A 14930-nucleotide genomic window follows, 5' to 3' on the forward strand; every position below is an offset into this window, starting at 1 on the left:
CTTCTCGGGGGTAGCTGCCCGGCCCCCACCGAATGGGTTCGCCATCTTCGTCCACTCGATCCTGGCGTCCAGCGTGAGAAAGAGTTCAGGGAGCGGCGTGTGCCAGGCCTGCTGCGGCGACCAGCCCAACCAGCCGGTGGCTACCGCATACAGCCTGTCGACGTAGCTCCCCTCTTCTACGGCGCTGACTCCGTCCCGCTTGGCTTTCCCAGGTCGTCACCGCGGGGGTTGTACAGCGCGCCGAGGAACTTGTAGACCTCGGGTACCAGGGCAGTCACCCCGTGCTGCCAGACCTTTTCCGGCAGCGCCTCGGCCTGCTTCTCGGTCAGGTTGGCGCCGGCGGCGATGATGATCGCCACGGCATCCACGCTGGTGCCGTGCAGGCCAGCCGCAGCGCCGCGCAGGCCGCCGAAGCGGGACTCAATCGCGCGCACCGCCGCCAGGGTCGGCCGTAGCTGGTAGGTCTCGCCGTCGATCTCCAGATCCACGTTGCCATGCAGGGTCTTGCTCATGATGGGTCTCGGTCAGGGGTGGGGCCGAAGCCCCACGGGTCAGGAGGCGGCCGGCAGGATTTCCAGCACGTCCGAGTTGATGGCGATGGTAACGTTGCGGCGCACCACGTTATCGGCGGCGCCCGGGGCCACGGTGTTGTTCATCACCTTCCCGCGGAAGTAGAAAGTGGTGGGCTTTAGCACCGGCGTGGCAGTAGGGTCGCCGTCGTTGAGGGTAACCTTGACGTTGTAGTCGCCCTTGCTGCGATCCTTGTGGGCAACCTTGATGGCGGTCTGGCCGGCATCGCCGTTGTCCAGGCCGATGGTCAGGGTCATGTCGCCGGCGTCGGCGGTGCCCTTGTACTTGCGTACGCGACCGTTCTTCAGCGAGGTGAAGTTCACCGAGCTGAAGGTATCGCCGAACTCGCCCAGGTCTTCGATCTCGCCGACCTCGACGTAGGTGTCACCCTCGAACTCGGTCTGGGTGGCGGCGGCCTTCTTGGTGCCAAGGTAGAAGCGGCAGCCTGCCGCCGTGTTGAGGTTGTCTTCGGCCATGGTTTCCTCCAAAGGCGCGGTGGTGGCCACGATGGCCAGGGGGTGAATCAGTGAGTGGTGATGACGCGAACGGTCACGGACCCCATGTAGGTCACACCGTCCTCATCACGCTGGGTGTCGGAGTCGATAACCCGGACCGATACGGCGCGACCGACGTCTAGGTCCATCCGGCGCTCATCCAGCGCGTCGATGATCTCGCCGACGATCCGCTTCGCCTCGGCCTGCCCCAGGGCGTCGGACCAGACGCTGAGGTAGATCAGACGCTCCTCGCGCCGTCGGCCGGAGATGGGTCGGGTGTTCTTCACCACCTCGCGGTCGATGGAGACGTAGGGCATAGGCGTGTCGAGCGGCGCGCCGTCGTACACCGGCGCCGACACCTCGGCGGTCAGACGGGCATAGAGGGCCGCCTGCAGTGCTACGGATGGGTCAGGCATTGTTGGCGGCTCGCTGCAGAGTCTCGTTGATGGCGCCGGCGATATTGGCCAGCACCACCTCGCGGTTGACCTGAATAGCGGGACGAAGCCAGGGGTGGGCCGGGCGCGCCGGGATGTCCGGGTGCTTGCCGAACCAGTGGGTGCCGTCAGTCTTCACCGTGTCGCGACGGTTGCGGTTACCCGAGCGCTTGCCGCCGGTGTAGCCCTTGGTCCCGTACTCGATGAACTTCAGGTAGAAGAATTTCCGATTGTTCTTTTTGCCGCGGATGCCGACCTGAGCGTCCAGGCCGCTGCGGGCTACGAAGGCCTCCAGCGCCTCGGCGGCGGCGCCAGTGTCCCGGGGGATCAGCTCGCGCATCGTCTCCAGGATCTGGTCCGCCGACTTCTGCATGGCCGGACGGAGCTGGTTGTCCATGGTCTGGTGGATGTTGCGCAGCGTCCGCCGGAGCTTGAAGTCGCCGATGACCCGTGAACGCCGCGCCATCGGTCAGGCCTTCTCTTCGGCCTTGGGCGCTGGCTTGGTGGTCTTGGCGTCCACCTCCACCACCAGGCCGCGCTCGATCAGTTGGCGGCCATCCTCGGCCTTCACGTCGAACTCGTCGCCGGGCTCGCGATCACCGACAGCGCCAGACAGGCTGGCCAGGGCTCTGACTTTCATGGGTATCTCCTACGGATTGGGAACGTTCGAACACAGCAGCCGCAGCATGGACAGGTCGTTGTCCGGCAGCGCGGCGCCGATTAGGTAGGTGGTGTGCTTGCCAACCAAGCGGCAGCCGACCTGGATATCAGCCCGGGGCCGGGTCCGAATCTCGGCGGTGACCGAGACGCTCATCCCTTCGGCGACCGGAGCGGTGCGGCCGGTGGGGATGGTGATCTCTGCCCAGAGCTTGTCCGGAGAGTCCACCCAGGTCTCGGTGAAGCCGCCGGTGTTGTTTTTCACGCGCTGCTGGGTCTGCAGCTTGAGGCGGTGACGCATGGGGCCGGCGCGCATCAGAATCGCTTCCTGTACCAGAGCAGACGGTCAACGGCGAGCGGCACGTCCGAGGCGATAGTGCCAATGACGACCGCCTCGCGGTTGGCGTACCAGTGGCCCACCAGCAGCAGGATGGCGTGCTCGACGTCCTTGGTGAGCAGCATCTGCTCCGGCCCGGTGGGGTTGGCCTCCACCAGGGTCCGGTCACAGTGCTGCTCGACGTGCGCCTGGGCCGCGCCGAGATACCCCTGGATCAGCGCGTCCTCCTCGTCGTGGTCGACGCGCAGGTGCAACTTCACCCGGGATAGCTCGATCATCACGCGCCCTCGCCGTCTTTCTTGGCCCCGGCGTCGGCATCAGCCTTGTCCGCCTTGCCGCCCTTGTTTTCGTCGGGCTTGGCCGGCTTGGTGGTCTTCGGCGCGGCCTGCTTGCTTTCGCCGACCTCCTCGGCCAACCCCTTGCCGATCAGCTGATGCGCGTACTCTTCGTCGACATCGTCGAAGGTCTGGCCAGCGCGAATACGCGAGGTATCGGCCTTGAGCAACTCGGCATTACCCTCGAAGCCCCACAGAATCAGGATTTTCATGGATCACCTCAAACGAGAAAGGGGCCCGAAGGCCCCTGTCAGGGATGGCTACGATCAGGAAGCCGCGGCGAAGCGGCCCTTCACGAAGGCGTAGGGACGGCGCACGGCCAGGCCGAGGCGCTCTTCCACCAGGACCACGCGCTGGTTCTTGACAAAGTCGTCGTTGATCCAGCCCACCTTCACGGTGAAGCCCATGCGGTCGTACAGACGCGCGCCCTGGGCAAAGGAACCCACCAGGAACTCGCCGCCAGTGGCAGCGGTTTGGCCGGCCGCCGGAGCGCCCTCGTCCATGCTTTCCGAGACGACCACCGGGCGCCCCCAGAGGACCGGAGAAACCAGGCCCTGCAGGTTGGCGAAGAGGTAGCGGTTGTCCGCGTCCTTCTGCAGCTCGATGTTCATCCAGTCGAGGTCGGTCATGACCACTGCATCGGCTTGGCGCTTGGACTGCTTGCCAACCTGGTACAGCGCACGGCGCACAGTATCGATGGCCGTGTCGCTGCCCCTGGCCAGGGCGGTGTCGAAGGCCGAGGCCTGGGTCATGATGCCGTTCAGGTTCTGGCCGGTGCCGTCGCCCTTCAGGATCTGGCCTTCCTCGACCAGCTTCAGGTCATAGCGCAGCAGCTCCTGGATGTAGCTGTACAGCTGCGGGATGTCGTCCAGCGCTTCGTCGGTGACCGGCATCCACACCGCGATCTTGCGGATGTTGTCGGTCTTCTGCTCGAAGGTGACGTTGCTGGATGGCTTCAGGCCGCCTTCAGCGACCATGCCGGCGCCGCGGGTGTGCAGCTTCTCGACGAAGTAGCTGTAGGCCTGGCCGTCGACGGGGGTGGTGGGGATCAGGTCGCGAATCACCAGGCTCTGGCGCGGACGATCCTGGATGATGGGATCGAACTGAGCCGGAACAAGGCCAGCGCTGGTGACCTTGGTCTCGGACATGGCGGCCATGTCGCCCTTGCTGATCTCGATCTCGGCAGCGCCCTGCTGCTTGGCGGAGAGCGCCTTGTAGGCGTCGTTGCCCTTCACCAGGTCGATGAAGGACTTCTGCTCGCCGGCCTGGCCACGCAGGCGGACGCCCTTCTCTTCGAGCTTCTGGACTTGCTCGATGACGCGCTCGATCTCGCCCTTCTGGTTTTCGATCTGGCGCTTCATCTCGTTGGAGACGGTCTCGCCCTTCTCCTGGTTCTGGATGACGGTGTCGTACTTCTGCTGCAGGCCGCCGAAGCCTTCCTTCAGTTGGCGGTCCAGGGACTCGCGCAGTTCTTTCACTTCGCTCATGGCGATACTCCGAAATGGTGGGTGAACAGTTGGGAAATGTCTTTCAGCTCATCCACGATCGCCGTGGCCTCGCTGCCACCGTCACGGTGGAGCGCGGGATAGCCGAGCGAAGCGACTGCCGCCGCTTCCTTCTGCGAGAGCCCCATGCGTTCGCGCAAGGCACTCTCGAAAAGCCTGATGTCCGATTTCACGGTGGTGATCTGGGCCGCCGGGTTCATGCCGAACGGCACCACCGAGGCCTCCCATAGCTCTGCCTGCTTGATGACCCGCACCCGGCGCCCGTCGCGCTCCTCGATACTGTCCTGCAGGGTGTTGAAGCCGATGGACATGCTGTCGAGCGTGCCGTCCTTCATCAGCTCCAGGGCGTCGCGGGCGTAGCTGACGCGCGGGTTGATCTGGCCCTTGATGAACAGGCCGTGGTCGTCGGACTGGAAGTCGCCCGCGCCGATCAGCCGGGTGAGGTCGTGGAACAGCGCCAGCTTCAGCTTGCCGGCGCGGGTGGTCTTCACCTTGACGAAGGCACCCGGCAGGATCACGTCGGCGCCCAGGTCCACGTTGTTGAAGACCGAGGCGTAGCCCTCGAAATAGCCGGCATCGGTCACCTCCTTCAGCTCGAAGGGGCACTCAACTTTGCTGAGCATTGGTCTGCATCTCCCACCGGGTTACCCGGTCGTATTGCTCGCCCACCAGGGGCGTGAGGTTTTCTTTCTCGCGGACCTCGTTGGTGGTCATCCACCCGGATCCGCCGGAGCCGCCGAGCGCGGCCTGGTAATAGCTCGCCCGCGCCGTACTGTCCGCGCGCAGCAGCCCCTCCACCACGAACTCGACGAAGCGCGTCTTGTTGCCAAACAGCTTGTCGTTCAGCTCGTCCTCGATCGCGTTGAGGTACGGCATCAGCCCGAAGGTGACGAAGAAACTGAGCTGCTGTTCGAGGTTCGAGCCCATGATCGAGGTCTTGCTGGCTCGGTTGGCCAGCGGCAGCGGCACGCCCCAGATACCGGCCAGGGCCTCTTCCTGGAACTGCTGCGACTCGATGAACTGGCTGTCCTTCTGCGACATACCAGCCGGGACGATCTTGGGGTTGCCCTGAAGGATGGCCATCTTGCCGATGTCCTCGACGTCGCCCTTGCGCACGTCGGGGAATTTCTCCATCACCTGCACCTGCTGTTCCTTGGTCAGGAACTGCTCGTAGATGACATAGCCACCGGTGAAGCCGCCCTTGCGCATGAAGCGTGCTGACCAGTCCTGGGCAGCCTTGGCCAGGCCCATGGTTTCGGCCTGGTGCTCGACTGGCGAAAGACCGTTGATGCCGTCGCTGCTGAAGAGCTTGAAATGCAGCATGTTCTCGGGGGACACCGGGAAGCGCGAACCGCCAGCGGTGACCCAATAGATCAGGTCGCCGTCAGTGTTCACCTCAACCTGGTCAGCGCTGAACGGGATGAAGCCGATAGGCTCGCCGGTCTCGCCGTCCACTCGCTCGATCACGGCGAAGGCAGCGCCCCGCAGCGCCATGTTCACCACTACCGCCTTCAGGAAGTTGGACCGGGTCATGTAGGGGTTGGGCTTGCGGAGTAGCCTGAGCATCCGGTCGCTGCCCTTCACCAGCTCGCGCCGGCCGCTCTGGTCGTCGTACAGCTTGAGCGGGAGCCCGGCTGTGGACTCGCTGAGGATCTTCACGCACGACCAGACGATGCCAATCGACATCGCGGTCTTGGCGGTGACGCGCACGCCTGACTTAGTGCGCCGGCCGCCGACCTCCATGTCGACCTCGACATAGTCCCCGGTCTTTGGGTCGCTGTAGCCGAAGAACTGCCAGCTGAGTGGGTTGTACCAACGAAATGCCATAGTCAGCCTACGAGTCCGAAGAAGCCGTTGTTCAGGTAGTCATCCAGCCCGCCCTTGGCCTCGGGGTTGAGCGACATCAGCGATACAGCGTTGAAGACCGCCATCAGCGGGTCGATCTTGGCCGAGCCGCTGGCCTGTTTCGTGATCAGGATCGAGTTGCCCCGGGGTTCTACCCGGGCGTTTCCGCAGCACCAGGCCATCATCGGCTGGCCGCCGTGCACCATCGTCCCCTCGGCCAGGCGGCGCTCGGTGGACTTGATGGCTCCACCCAGGCGCCAGCCCTGCGAGATGCCGATGATCTTGTCCGCCGGCACCCCGGCAGCCGCCAAGGCGTCGAGGATTGCGTCGATGCCAGCCGGGTCGACGCCGGCCTTGTCCAGCAGGCCGGCGCGCTCGATCTGAGCGACCATGTCGGCCAGCTCCTCGACGTCGTCCCCGATGGTCTCCACCAGGGTGAGGTGGCCATCGTTGGCGAAGTCGCGGAAGCGCGGTGCCTCGGACTTGCGACGCTCCAGTACAGAGGGATGGGCCCAGGCATGTGTCCAAGTGAGCCAGAGGCGAGTGCCGCGCTCTCGGCCGATGAAGGCAGCGCCCAACAGGTCGTCTAGGCCACCGCCGTCGATACCGGCGACGATTACCTCAGAGCGCTCGATCAGGTCGTCCAGGGACTGGCAGTACGCGACCGCCTGCTGCTCCCAGAACTCGGCGCCGGCCCACCGATCCGAGCGCAGCGCCAGGCCGATCTCGACGTTCAGGTGCTTGGCCAGGAAGCCGCGGAACGACTCCTCGCCGTCCAGCTGCGCCTGGGCGTAGCCGCGCTCGATGAAAGCCTCATCGACCGACAGTCCCAGGTTGGGGTTGGTCACGTAGGCGTTAGCGGCGTCCCGGTGGGCGCCGGCGTCAAGCATGGCCTTGGGAAACTCGTACAGCACCGGCAGGAATGACTTGTCGACGATCACGCCATCCCGTACCTGGCGGGCGTAGAGCAGCTTTTGCCGGAAGACGCCGGCGGGTGGGTCGTCCGCCTGGGTGGTAGCCCAGATGATGAATCCCTCGGGGCGCGATGCCAGGCCGCCGGTAGCTTCCCGCAGCATCGCCTCGGCATTGTTGCGCTTGCCGAATACCCAGAGTTCGTCGATGAAGACACCGATGGCCTTCTTGCCCGATACGGTCTCGCTGTCGGCCGCCACGACCTTGAGCGTGGCGCCAGTGACGCGGTGGGTCACGGTCCGGATGTGGTTCTGCACCTGGATGAGCTCTTTCAGCTCTTCGTCGGCGCCGACCATGTCCCGGATCGGGATGTAGCTGTTGTCGGCGATCTCCTTCGTCGGCGCTATGATCACGAACTCGCCGGAGGGTCGCCAGTTGAGGATCAGCGCCGTCAGCATGATGCCGGCGGCGATGGTCGACTTTCCGTTCTTCTTGCTGATCAGCAGCAGGAACTCGGTGATCATCCGTCGCCCGGTCTCGGCATCGTAGGCACCGAAGATCGCGGCGACGAACTCGTTCACCCAAGGACGGACGGTCTCGCACATCAGCGGGCTGCCGGTGGCATCCACCATGCGCAGCTGCCCGAACACCTCCAGCGCCTCGGCGGCCTGGTCCGGGAAGAGCGGCGCCTGTGGGATCAGCGATTCACGGGCAACGATCCGGCGCTCCCAATCGGTGCACGAGGTTGACCACTTCACGGCCTACCGCCCGGCACCGCCTTGAGCTGCGGCTGCGGACGCGGGCCGAACTTGCCCCCAGCGACCTGGCCGGCTTTCTCTTTCGCCTGCTCCTTCTTGCCACCCTCGCCACGGCGCTGGTGGATGAAGGGCATCAGCGCTTTCGCTGCGTCTACCCGAAGCTTCGGATCAGTGCCGCCGTCGTTCATGACGGCCAGCAGGAAATCCTTGGGGTCGGAATGGGTCAGCGCCCTGGCCAGGTCGAAGCCGGCCGGCTCATCCTCATCGCCCTCCTCGGCCTCGGCGTCGTCTTCAGGCTGCTGGGTTGGCTCGGCCGACGCCTTGGGCGTCCGCTTGGGACGCTCGGCTTTAACACCAGCTTTAACATCTGCTTTAACACCGCCTCCATTCGGGAACAGGGCGTTGAGCTTGTGTAGCTCCAGCATCACATCGGGATCTTTCGCCATGCGCGAACCCGCTGCCGACGCGGTTTTCGGCGAGCACCCAGCGGCTATCGCCGCGTCTTTGTTGGACGCACCTCCCCTGACCGCGTCGATGAAGGCGCGCTTCTTGGGGGTGAGGGCCATTTAACAAAAACCTGTGGGAGGAAAAAAATCTGTGCGTGGGGGACCAGGTGGTCTCGTATGCCGATAGAGCCCATATTTTTGGGGCCCCCTGGTCATAGCAAATCCCTATTTTGCACCCTTTTGGTGCGCATTCAGGGGCTCGGGCGTGCCACAACCGATCGCGGGATCAGACCAGGCCGGCCTGCTCCTCACGCTGCTTCGCCGAGCTGTGGCACGGACCGCAGAGGCTCTGCCAGTTCGACTGGTCCCAGAACAGAGACATGTCACCGCGGTGCGGGACAATGTGGTCGACGACGTTCGCCGCAGTCACGAGACCCTGTCGCTGGCAATAGATGCAGAGCGGATGGTCAGCCAGGTGTCGTTCCCGCGCCTTCCGCCACTTGTGGTCGTAGCCACGCTGGGCGGCTGTCTGCTTGTCGGTACGCCATGACCCGGGTTGCATGACTGCCACTCGGCCGCCTTGAGTGCCGAGTCGTGGCTTGAGAGTCGTTAGGCGTGACATGTCACGTTCACCCTCCTGCCATTGCGATGCCAACGAGGACACCGAACATGACTGCGAAACCGACAATAGTCAGTGGCATCCAGTCGATCCCGCGCGGGCCTTGCGTGCGCATCGGCGGTGGCTCGGGCGGTGGCAGCTTGTTCCGGCGAACGTACTCGGTAGGCGCGGGCGGCTTAGGCTCGCTCACGGGTAACCCTCCAGCGGCTCGCGATGTCCGCCCCATTGCTCTGGCAGCGTGCAGGCTGTGACCTGTAGGCGGTACAGCTTGGCCGGCAACTGCATAGTCCCGGCATCGAAGCCAGGCGCAGCCACCCAGATCGTCTGCAGCGTGTTGCGGCATTCCCAGGTGCGGGTGACGTAGCCAGAGCCGGTACCCACCAGGAACACCACTACCAAGGCCAAGACCCAGCGGAAGACGGTTCGTGCCTGTCTCATCCGTGCGCCCTCCTCACCCGGCGCTGCAGCTGGCGACGGTCGCGGCCATCCACCAGCGCGCCGATCCGGCGGAAGAAGTAGGCTCCACAGAAGATCGTGTGGCCTACCACCAGGGCGCTGGCCATGCTGTTGTTCACCAGCTTCCAGGGCTCCATCAGCCACAGGGCCAGGTGAGCCAGCACGTACAGCGTCGAGGCAGTGACGATGAACATCACCTCGGTCCGGTCATCCTGGCGGAACCGGTTGCCGTTGGCGGCGAACCAGATGCACCGGGCAATGACCAGGCCGTAGGCCACCACAGCGGCAATCGAGATCAGCAGCATCAGTTGGCTCCAGGCGGGTTGAACCGCTCCAGCGCGCCCTTCACCTTTACTTCGAGCATCCCTAGCACGGGGTAGGCGCAGAACCCGAACACCATTAGGTAGCCCGAGCGGTATTCGTTGGTCATGGGTATGAAGTAGCCGCACACCTTGCCGACGAAGAAGGCCGACAGGAACTTGATGGCGAAGCTCTTCGCGGAGAAGCGCATTTCGGTGGTGGGTGGCCAGAAGTAGCTGATCACACCGCCGAAGCCGCCGAGAAGGCCAGGCATGCACCACAGCAGAATGGCCTCCAGCATTTGATCCACTGGTGTTGCCCTCTAGGTGTTGCCCTCTTCCAGGCATGAAAAAGGCCCGCAGATGCGAGCCTATGAATGATGCCGGCGCTTCCCCGGCGGGCAGATGTTGTCGTCCCAGTCCTCGCGACTTCGTGGGACGCATGGGCGCTGCCACCATGCTTAGATCAGGGGGCTGGGCCCGCACCCCAGCTCTGGGTTTTCAGCCTCAGCTGAAGCATTCCCCCAAACGCAAAAACCCCGGCACGGTGGCCGGGGTCTCTAGTGTGTTGCGCTCTGCTCAGGCAGCTATCGCAGCATGGAATAAATCGTATAGGTGTTGTAATCCACTGTCAACGATTCGTGAAACATATCAATCATGCCGCTTCGCATACCGCCGATAGACGACCGTCCAGCCAGGCCTCGCCTGACTTCACCAACTCAGCGGCCTTCACATGGGTGATCCCCATCATCATCCCGAGCTTGCGGTAGGTCAGGCCATCGAATCGGTAGTAGTGCCACACGGCGCGGAAGCACTGCGGGTCCCGCTCCTTCAGGACGGACAGCATCCGATCTACCCAGAGCGCCTCCAAGTCATCGATGTCCGGCGTAGGCAGCGACTCGGTGGCGACGTTGTCACGCATCAGCGCATAGGTCGGGCAGATGTAGGTGGCGATGCTGGCCTGGATGCGGCTCCAGATACCCCATTGCCGGAGGAGGTAGCAGCTGCTGATGTTTCGCATGGTTCAGTCTCCGGTGAAGTGCGAGCCGTGCGGGCCGCGGCGGTTGCTCGATTCGTAGGGCTGCGTCCGCTGCAGGGTGGCCAGCTGCTGTTCCAGGTGCAGAAGGCGGTGACTCAGGGTGAAGACCAGATCCTCGGCGGGCATCGCCTGGCCGGTGGCGTGGTCGACCCAGCCAGTGCCGGCGCAGGTGTCGCAGGCCATCTCGTAGAAGACGCCCTTGGTGACGCCGCGCCCGTGACATGTCACGCAGCGCGAAATCGGCTTCACCTTGCGGGTGAGGTCAGGCCCGTGCTGCTTGCGCATTGGCCCTCCGGTCGATCTCCTCGGTGATCAGGTCCTTCTCGGTCTGAAAACGTGACATGTCACGCTGCGCCTTCTCTTCTGCGGCGCGGTCGATGGTGCTGGTGTCGCGCCAGGACCTGAACCGGTCACCACGACCGCGACCCGAGCGCAGGCCCTGGGCGGCAGAGATCCGGCCAAAGCACTGGCTCCGCTGCTCTTCCAGTACCTGCCACCGCCGGCGCAGCTCTTCATCAGTGGCGGCGGCCAGGCGCTGGGCAGACAGGGCAGCCATCTCGGCGATCAGCTCGCGGGCATTGCCCGGCGCGGCTCGATAGGCCTGGTCGTGGTGGCTGAGGAGAACGACCAGCGAGTGGCCGAGGATCTGCCGGGCCAGGCCGGCCAGGTCTTGTGCTGGGTGGTTCATGGGCGGGCCTCGGTAGCAGGCAGGCGGAGATAAGCGGTCAGGTGCTCGCGGGCGTCATGCACACCACGGCAAACGATGGCCAGGTAGCCCTGGTCGGTCAGGCGCTGGAGCGCGGCCAGCTGGGTAGCCGATACGGCGGCGTCGTGCGGCGGAGTGGCCTTGAACTCGATCCGCATCCCGAAGTAGCCGCCCCGAGCGATGTCGACGTTGATGTCCGGCATCCCGGCGCGCACGCCCTGCCCTTTCAGCTTGCCGGCCGTGGCCTTGTGGCGGTGGCCACCGTTGGGCACGTGGTAGATCGACTTCGCCTCCTTGGGGAAGGCCAGCTCCAGCCAGGTGAACAGTTGGGTCTGTTCGATACCTTCCCAGTCGGCGGGCTTCTTGCGGGTGCGGGTCTCGCGAGGGGCGGCCCAGGGCTTGAGTGCAGCGGTCATGCGGCCTCCCTCCACGCCTGATAGGCGCCCATCGGAGTCGAGTGCGCGGTGACCACCCAGCTCCCATGGGAGGGCATGCGCAGGAGAGAGCACCACCAGAGACCGGTGTGAAAGCAGATGTGAGGCTTCAAACTGGCGCGGTTCATGCCGCCCCCTTGATCGTCATCAGGCCCTGGCTGATCCAGATGGCCTGGGTTTCGCCCAGGGCCCGGATCACATCGCGCTGATCCAGCTCGCCCTGGCGGCGGCCGTCCAGCAGGTCATGGCAGCAGCTGCAGGCGAACACGGCCATGTTGTCCGGGCTCTTCAGGCCCATGCCCTTCTGGCCGCAGGCGATGTGGGCCAGCACCGTGGTCTCGGGGTTGAAGTTGCAGACGCCTGGGATGCGCAGGGTGCATTCCTGGCCACGGGCGCTGTCGCGGAGCTTCCTGGATTGGGCGCGGCTCATTCAGACACCTCGATTCGCATCTGCTTGCCGTCAATGCCCATGCGAGGGGTCAGGCCGCCACCTGGAGCGCTGAGGTACTGCAGGCCAGTCTTGTGATCGGTATGCAAGCGCATGTTGCTGCGCTGACTGGGGCTATCCGTGTCGTCACGGCCACGCCAGGCGTTGATGGCCACCATGAGGAGCATGCCGACGATGATGCCGGTGATCAGGTTACTCATCGCCCTGATCCTCCCGCCCCTGGATGTCGCCCAGCATGTCGCCGAAGGCACGGCGCGGTGCCGGTGCTTTGCGCTTCACCGGCTGAGCCAGCTCCTGCTCGCGGAAGTGGATGTAGGCCTCAGTGTGCTGGACCTTGGGGTCCATGCCGCTGCCGCGGTTGAAGCCCTGGTCATAGGCCAGGCGGCGCTCTTCCAGCACTTCTTGCTCGGTGAACATCATGCTACGTCGGCCTCCGGCCAGATGATGCGAGCGCAGGTCAGGGCCTCGTCGCGGTTGATTTGGGCGCCGACCATTGCGAAGGGCGCGCGATTGGGCAGCAGGACCATCCAGCAGGCCTTCATGCGGCACCTCGCCGAGCGCTTTCCCACTCGAACAGCAGGACGAAGCCCCCACCCTCGCGCAGGCGATCAGCAGTGCGGTCGCCGACGCTCGCTTCGAACTTGGCAGCGGAAAGGTTCGAGACCAGGACGGTGGGCTTCATCTCCTCGTAGCGCTTGTTCACCACCTCGAAGATGCTCATGCGCTCGAAGTCGTTGTCGCGGCTGGCGCCTACCTCGTCGATCACCAGCAGGTCGGCCTGGGCGAACAGCTCGATGGCCTGGGCCTCGGTGTAGCCGGCGTCGCTGCCGAAGCTGCCCTTGATGTGCTGGCAGATGCGGCTGACGGTGGTGTAGATCGCCGTGGCGCCGTGCTCGCGGATGACGTGCTGCGCGACTGCCGCAGCCAGGTGGGTCTTGCCGGTGCCGGTCTTGCCCAGCAGCAACATGCAGCGGCCGCCCTGGGCGTTCTCGGTGAACTGCTCGGCGTAGCGGCGGCAGGAGGCCAGGGCCTTCTTCTGCTCGGCGGTCTCGGCGCGGTAGGACTCGAAGGTCTTGCCGGTGAAGCGTGGCGGGATCATGGCGCTGCCCAGGCGGCGCTCCAGCTTGGCCACGGCGCCTTGGCGGCGCTGGGCGGCCCACTCCTCTGCCTCGCGCTTCTCGCGGACTTCCTCTGCACAGACCGGGCAGCCGGAGCGGCGCTCATCGCGGAAGACCTGGGCCTCGTAGGTACCATGGCGATCGCAGCTGGCTTGTTCCTGGCCGACGATGCCAGCCAGGCGCTGGGTGCGTTCGAGCAACGAGTTAAAACCGGTAGGTGCCATCGCCGTTGGCCTCCAGATCGCGGGAATAGTCTTGGTCGTTCAGGCCGACGTGGCGGCTGCCCAGGTGGTGGACGTTGCCCGCAGCGCGGACTTCGTCGTTCCAGCGCTCGCCGTTCAGCCAGGTGGTGGGATGGGGAACGAACTGGCCGCCGTCTTTCACCCAGGCGGCGCTGGCGCACTGGCGATCCAGGCCGGCCATGATTTGGGCGAACAGGGCGTCATCAGGATTGAGCTTGTCCCACTTCGCCCGGGCCTTCGCCTTGCAGGTCTTGTTGGGGTACTTCGCCCAGAACTGGTCGAACATCGGGTTGATCTGCTCGACACCAGCATCAGGAACCAGCGCGTCGCCTTCCCCCTTGGGGGCTAGGGGGAGCTCCGGTTCTTGGTTCTTGGTTACTGGTTCTTGGTTAGGGTTACGACTGGGTTCCTCCTGGGTTCCATTCGCTAACCCAGAAATAACCGACTGGGTTTCTTTGGGTTTCTGAGAGGGGCGCCCACCCTTCTTGCCGTTTAACCGGTTGGTTTCTGCCTTGGCGTGGTAGGCCTGGATTTCCAGATCCGCCCGCTTATTGCGGTACACCCCGTTCTCCAGCTCGAAGAACTCACCCAGCACGACCTGGACGGCCTCCTTCTCTTCGCTGGTACGGGCGCCCACCCAGCGGCATACCATCACCAGGTCGGCGGCAATGGGCTGCTCTTCGGCGTAGTAACGGCGCAGGAGGCGGCTGTAGACGGCGTCCTCTACAAGCGTCAGGTGCATGGTTGCCTGGGCGTAGTCGCCGATGTTGTGGCTGTAGTAGTTCATGCGGCACCTTGCAGCTTGTAGGTGGCCTGGTTGATTGCAGAAGGCAGGTGGTTCATACTCGGCTCGCTCCTAGACAGAGTTGCTGTATCGAAAGCCCGGTTGCCGCCGGGCTTTTTTATGCCTGCGATTCGCGTACTGGACGGAATCACAGCTATCCCGCGTGACTGCTGGCGCAAGGCCATAACGCGGATAATGGGTTCCATGGTCAGGCGGCCTCTTGAGCCCGGGCCTTGGGTGGAAACACCTTGTCCAAGGTGCACTTGGCGCCCAGCGCGTTAAGGGCCTTCACAATCAACCGAGCGTCGTCGAGCTTCAGCGGACGAGCACCCGACTCATAGTTGGCCAACCTGGATTGCTTCCAGTTGAGCTTCCGGTACAGCGCCGCCTGGGTGATGCCCGCGGCCTCCCTGAACTCAGCGATGCGGTTCATCGACGGACTCCTGTGATAGGTATGCCCAGGATAATCACATATCGTGTTTGAGGCAATCA

The 14930-nt window shown here is 64.4% G+C and carries 28 protein-coding genes; all 28 read right to left on the reverse strand.

The annotated features are described in order from the left end of the window. Window positions 1–176: 176 nt before the first annotated feature. Entirely contained in the window at window positions 177–512 is a 336-nt protein-coding gene (locus tag BMZ43_RS00175; protein WP_093248869.1) for a hypothetical protein, read from the reverse strand. A gap of 39 nt (window positions 513–551) precedes the next feature. Then, window positions 552–1046: a hypothetical protein gene (locus BMZ43_RS00180; RefSeq protein ID WP_093248872.1), complete on the reverse strand. Its 495-nt coding sequence runs from the start codon at window positions 1044–1046 to the stop codon at window positions 552–554. 47 nt (window positions 1047–1093) lie between these two features. Further along, window positions 1094–1480: a DUF3168 domain-containing protein gene (locus BMZ43_RS00185; protein ID WP_093248875.1), complete on the reverse strand. Its 387-nt coding sequence runs from the start codon at window positions 1478–1480 to the stop codon at window positions 1094–1096. Next, window positions 1473–1964, reverse strand: a complete 492-nt coding sequence (locus BMZ43_RS00190; RefSeq protein ID WP_093248877.1) for an HK97-gp10 family putative phage morphogenesis protein — start codon at window positions 1962–1964, stop codon at window positions 1473–1475. The genes BMZ43_RS00185 and BMZ43_RS00190 overlap by 8 nt, the downstream gene beginning before the upstream one ends. A gap of 3 nt (window positions 1965–1967) precedes the next feature. Next, a complete protein-coding gene (locus BMZ43_RS26390) occupies window positions 1968–2138 on the reverse strand; it encodes a hypothetical protein (RefSeq protein ID WP_177344755.1) in 171 nt (56 codons plus the stop codon). Between the two features lie 9 nt (window positions 2139–2147). Further along, window positions 2148–2471, reverse strand: a complete 324-nt coding sequence (locus BMZ43_RS00195; protein WP_093248879.1) for a phage head closure protein — start codon at window positions 2469–2471, stop codon at window positions 2148–2150. Further along, on the reverse strand, window positions 2471–2770 hold the full coding sequence (locus tag BMZ43_RS00200; protein WP_093248881.1) for a head-tail connector protein: 300 nt from the start codon (window positions 2768–2770) through the stop codon (window positions 2471–2473). The genes BMZ43_RS00195 and BMZ43_RS00200 overlap by 1 nt, the downstream gene beginning before the upstream one ends. Then, a complete protein-coding gene (locus BMZ43_RS00205) occupies window positions 2770–3039 on the reverse strand; it encodes a DUF7302 family protein (RefSeq protein ID WP_093248883.1) in 270 nt (89 codons plus the stop codon). Before BMZ43_RS00205 ends, BMZ43_RS00200 begins: the two co-directional genes overlap by 1 nt. Window positions 3040–3093: 54 nt before the next feature. Continuing rightward, the gene (locus BMZ43_RS00210) at window positions 3094–4314 is read right to left on the reverse strand and encodes a phage major capsid protein (RefSeq protein WP_093248885.1); all 1221 of its coding nucleotides are present in this window, start codon (window positions 4312–4314) and stop codon (window positions 3094–3096) included. Next, window positions 4311–4955: an HK97 family phage prohead protease gene (locus BMZ43_RS00215; RefSeq protein WP_093248887.1), complete on the reverse strand. Its 645-nt coding sequence runs from the start codon at window positions 4953–4955 to the stop codon at window positions 4311–4313. Before BMZ43_RS00215 ends, BMZ43_RS00210 begins: the two co-directional genes overlap by 4 nt. Continuing rightward, entirely contained in the window at window positions 4939–6159 is a 1221-nt protein-coding gene (locus tag BMZ43_RS00220; RefSeq protein ID WP_093248889.1) for a phage portal protein, read from the reverse strand. The genes BMZ43_RS00215 and BMZ43_RS00220 overlap by 17 nt, the downstream gene beginning before the upstream one ends. A 2-nt stretch (window positions 6160–6161) precedes the next feature. Further along, window positions 6162–7847: a terminase large subunit gene (locus tag BMZ43_RS00225; RefSeq protein ID WP_093248891.1), complete on the reverse strand. Its 1686-nt coding sequence runs from the start codon at window positions 7845–7847 to the stop codon at window positions 6162–6164. Next, window positions 7844–8413, reverse strand: coding sequence for a terminase small subunit (locus BMZ43_RS00230; protein WP_093248893.1), 570 nt, complete (start codon window positions 8411–8413; stop codon window positions 7844–7846). The genes BMZ43_RS00225 and BMZ43_RS00230 overlap by 4 nt, the downstream gene beginning before the upstream one ends. A gap of 166 nt (window positions 8414–8579) precedes the next feature. Then, window positions 8580–8915, reverse strand: a complete 336-nt coding sequence (locus tag BMZ43_RS00235) for an HNH endonuclease (RefSeq protein WP_093248895.1) — start codon at window positions 8913–8915, stop codon at window positions 8580–8582. Between the two features lie 183 nt (window positions 8916–9098). Beyond that, window positions 9099–9350: a hypothetical protein gene (locus BMZ43_RS00240; RefSeq protein WP_093248897.1), complete on the reverse strand. Its 252-nt coding sequence runs from the start codon at window positions 9348–9350 to the stop codon at window positions 9099–9101. Continuing rightward, window positions 9347–9673, reverse strand: coding sequence for a hypothetical protein (locus BMZ43_RS00245; protein WP_093248899.1), 327 nt, complete (start codon window positions 9671–9673; stop codon window positions 9347–9349). The genes BMZ43_RS00240 and BMZ43_RS00245 overlap by 4 nt, the downstream gene beginning before the upstream one ends. Beyond that, window positions 9673–9969, reverse strand: coding sequence for a hypothetical protein (locus tag BMZ43_RS00250; protein WP_093248901.1), 297 nt, complete (start codon window positions 9967–9969; stop codon window positions 9673–9675). The genes BMZ43_RS00245 and BMZ43_RS00250 overlap by 1 nt, the downstream gene beginning before the upstream one ends. 353 nt (window positions 9970–10322) lie before the next feature. Further along, complete coding sequence (locus tag BMZ43_RS00255) at window positions 10323–10688, reverse strand: antiterminator Q family protein (protein WP_093248903.1); 366 nt, start codon at window positions 10686–10688, stop codon at window positions 10323–10325. A 3-nt stretch (window positions 10689–10691) separates the two neighbouring features. Continuing rightward, a complete protein-coding gene (locus BMZ43_RS00260; RefSeq protein ID WP_093248905.1) occupies window positions 10692–10991 on the reverse strand; it encodes a hypothetical protein in 300 nt (99 codons plus the stop codon). Further along, window positions 10969–11394, reverse strand: coding sequence for a hypothetical protein (locus BMZ43_RS00265; RefSeq protein WP_093248907.1), 426 nt, complete (start codon window positions 11392–11394; stop codon window positions 10969–10971). The genes BMZ43_RS00260 and BMZ43_RS00265 overlap by 23 nt, the downstream gene beginning before the upstream one ends. Then, entirely contained in the window at window positions 11391–11828 is a 438-nt protein-coding gene (locus BMZ43_RS00270) for a VRR-NUC domain-containing protein (protein ID WP_093248909.1), read from the reverse strand. Before BMZ43_RS00270 ends, BMZ43_RS00265 begins: the two co-directional genes overlap by 4 nt. 142 nt (window positions 11829–11970) lie before the next feature. Continuing rightward, a complete protein-coding gene (locus tag BMZ43_RS00275; RefSeq protein WP_093248912.1) occupies window positions 11971–12276 on the reverse strand; it encodes a nuclease domain-containing protein in 306 nt (101 codons plus the stop codon). Next, the gene (locus tag BMZ43_RS00280) at window positions 12273–12494 is read right to left on the reverse strand and encodes a hypothetical protein (protein WP_093248914.1); all 222 of its coding nucleotides are present in this window, start codon (window positions 12492–12494) and stop codon (window positions 12273–12275) included. Before BMZ43_RS00280 ends, BMZ43_RS00275 begins: the two co-directional genes overlap by 4 nt. After that, window positions 12487–12714 (reverse strand): hypothetical protein, encoded by a 228-nt coding sequence (locus BMZ43_RS00285; protein WP_093248917.1) that lies wholly within the window; start codon window positions 12712–12714, stop codon window positions 12487–12489. Before BMZ43_RS00285 ends, BMZ43_RS00280 begins: the two co-directional genes overlap by 8 nt. Next, window positions 12711–12836: a hypothetical protein gene (locus tag BMZ43_RS26800; protein WP_256562841.1), complete on the reverse strand. Its 126-nt coding sequence runs from the start codon at window positions 12834–12836 to the stop codon at window positions 12711–12713. The genes BMZ43_RS00285 and BMZ43_RS26800 overlap by 4 nt, the downstream gene beginning before the upstream one ends. Then, the gene (locus BMZ43_RS00290) at window positions 12833–13636 is read right to left on the reverse strand and encodes an ATP-binding protein (RefSeq protein ID WP_093248920.1); all 804 of its coding nucleotides are present in this window, start codon (window positions 13634–13636) and stop codon (window positions 12833–12835) included. The genes BMZ43_RS26800 and BMZ43_RS00290 overlap by 4 nt, the downstream gene beginning before the upstream one ends. Next, window positions 13617–14441: a YdaU family protein gene (locus BMZ43_RS26705; RefSeq protein ID WP_218189451.1), complete on the reverse strand. Its 825-nt coding sequence runs from the start codon at window positions 14439–14441 to the stop codon at window positions 13617–13619. The genes BMZ43_RS00290 and BMZ43_RS26705 overlap by 20 nt, the downstream gene beginning before the upstream one ends. A gap of 205 nt (window positions 14442–14646) precedes the next feature. Continuing rightward, window positions 14647–14871, reverse strand: a complete 225-nt coding sequence (locus BMZ43_RS00310; RefSeq protein ID WP_077172966.1) for a helix-turn-helix domain-containing protein — start codon at window positions 14869–14871, stop codon at window positions 14647–14649. Window positions 14872–14930: the final 59 nt, after the last annotated feature.

This window comes from Pseudomonas sp. Snoq117.2, from assembly GCF_900110545.1.
In the GTDB taxonomy this organism is placed as follows: domain Bacteria; phylum Pseudomonadota; class Gammaproteobacteria; order Pseudomonadales; family Pseudomonadaceae; genus Chryseomonas; species Chryseomonas benzopyrenica.